Genomic DNA, 2,206 nt, shown 5'->3' with positions numbered 1-2,206 from the left:
GTTCCACCACCCAGCGCTTGGGCATGACCACAAAGCCGCTCGCAACCGGCGCCGCCGTGAACAAATCGCCTTGCTCTGAATGCCATTTCCCGGTGCGGCGATTGTTCGGCCCTCGTATCACTGGATCTCGAGCGAATGAGTATGTTGCATACGCTGGGCCCACTTTCCAGCGTAGGCACTGTCGACGAACAGGGTATTTAATGACGGGTACTTGTCCATCGAGGAGGTCACGGCATCGTCTGCCGCATCTCGATCCTGCACGCTGGCTGCGCTGATGCTCACGGCCAAAAGCAGGCCCAAGGTATCTACGATGAGGCTTCGCTTACGTCCTTTTACCTTTTTGCCTGCGTCGTAACCGCTTTCACCGCCTTGGGGAGAGCTGCGCGTTGATTGGGAGTCCAGAACAGCGGCTGACGGCCGTTCATCACGATCCACCCGCTCTCGCCATTGGGCACGGAGCCGGTCGTGCATTTGCTCAAACTTGCCCTGAGCGCTCCACCGCCGAAAGGTTTTATAGACATTGTCCCAATGGGGAAACTCGCGAGGCAGCATTCGCCACGAGCACCCCGTGCGCACGACATAACAGCAAGCTTCCAAAAGAGTGCGTCGGGAGTGGCGAGGCGGTACGCCGCGACCTCCCGAGACTTCAAACAAATCAGCGACCAGCGCCCATTCTGCATCAGTCAGACAACTGGGGTAGCGTTGCTCTGGCAACTGACGCCGGTGTGCCTCGGTGTAGCCATAAGACTTACGAGGCCCGGGAGACTGGAAGCTACCTTTGGCACGTTCCTTTACTCGAACGATCCCGGCCAGTTTCAACGCTTTTGCAAAGGTATCGGGATGCGCGGTGATGCCCGTTTCAGCATGGAATGCTTGCGCCAGTTCGGCTTGACTGGAATAGGGCTGTGCATGAGCGAGTCTGGTCAGCAGAGGCTAATGTTCTGCGGCGATTACGGGTGGGCGTCCGGTTTTAGGCATGGTGCAAAGCTGTGCAGGTAAAGAACAAGCAGTTTACTTTATTTTGTCTACACCATCTTAAAGGTGCCCGATGCACACCATTATCAACGATTCCCCGGAACATCTTGGAGCTGTAACGCTGTTCCTGGTGCATTAGGAGCAGCGTCGGCCACAGGCTCATACCCGCTGTTCGAGGAGACGTCACCACTGCTGCCCCATCGCAGAAAGACAATATGGTTTTCAGAGGTGCTACGGCGACTTATCTCACTCGCAGTTGGCCCTTGTTCCCAACCGTATTGTTCACCCAGACACATTGGAGTGATTAGGGCAACCACATGACAACTGCCATGAGCCAATAAACGGTTCATTGCACGGCCTTCAAAGCTCTTTACTACTTAGTTATTTCCACGAGGGCTCTCTCCAATAGAGACACATCAGGTGGATTTTTTTTCGACCCTTTCCCTTTCAGCCAAGCGGGGACTTTCTTCCTGCACAGTTCGTACCCCGTTTCAGAGAAATCACTTACTCGATAGTCCCTTTCAATCAGCTCTCCGTCTTGATCAAATGGATTCACCAGCAAGAGACCCTTTCGAAAGAAAAAATCGTATTTTGCTACCTCCGCTCTTTTTACTATAACTTGAGATTCCAAGTCAGCTACTAGATCCCCATTCTCATCCAGCAGCTTGTAAGCAGAAATTAGCTTACCTGGCGCGCTCCAAACAACATGATTCTTAACTTCTGTCATGGCAACCTCACAATCTCAGACTCTCCGACAACAGGAATAAGCTTCTTGGTACTCCTGTCCCTGATATAAGTACCACCTTCAAGCCTAATGTTCAGCTCTTTCTGTATCTGCTCCGTCTTATCCGCCGTCAAACTAGTGACCTCATAGGTTGTGGCCTGACCATTTTCTATCACAGCAGTGTCAACACGGCGACGCTCTTCAGTTATTGGATCTCTAACAGATTTGCCTTTTTCATCCCGGAGATAACACTCGCTCTGAATAGTCGCATTCGGGTGTTTTTTCCTAATTGTTTCGTTAAATTGCTGGTGACGTCGATCCCCGTCAACAGCATTTTTTATCCTAGCTAGGCCCCATGGATCAATCCAGCCAACCGGGTTCGGCACATAGCGATAGAGATTAAGCCCGCCAAAGTAACTGATCGGGTCCTGGCTCACAAACCGCCCAACCCTCGGATCATAGTACCGATACCGGTTGTAATGCAGCCCGGTCTCATGATCGTGGTAC

At 52.3% G+C, this 2,206-nt stretch carries 2 protein-coding genes and 1 pseudogene; all 3 read right to left on the bottom strand.

Going from position 1 to position 2,206, the window contains the following annotated elements; genetic code table 11:
• Positions 1 to 930: pseudogene (locus tag H620_RS0118795) on the bottom strand (IS5 family transposase); the annotation flags it as partial.
• 418 nt (positions 931 to 1,348) lie between these two features.
• The gene (locus H620_RS0118785) at positions 1,349 to 1,702 is read right to left on the bottom strand and encodes a hypothetical protein (RefSeq protein ID WP_027907862.1); all 354 of its coding nucleotides are present in this window, start codon (positions 1,700 to 1,702) and stop codon (positions 1,349 to 1,351) included.
• Positions 1,699 to 2,206: RHS repeat-associated core domain-containing protein (locus H620_RS25945; protein ID WP_162144462.1), on the bottom strand; the 508-nt coding region annotated here is incomplete at its 5' end. The genes H620_RS0118785 and H620_RS25945, both read right to left, overlap by 4 nt.

It is taken from the genome of Pseudomonas taiwanensis DSM 21245 (assembly GCF_000425785.1).
Lineage (GTDB): Bacteria > Pseudomonadota > Gammaproteobacteria > Pseudomonadales > Pseudomonadaceae > Aquipseudomonas > Aquipseudomonas taiwanensis.
Note: the sequence above shows the minus strand (reverse complement) of the source record. Positions and strands in the feature narration are given on the sequence as shown.

Bases quoted from the DNA above. Each gene is read 5' to 3' on its own strand.
- H620_RS0118785 (WP_027907862.1), bottom strand. From the start codon at position 1,702: ATGACAGAAGTTAAGAATCATGTTGTTTGGAGCGCGCCAGGTAAGCTA.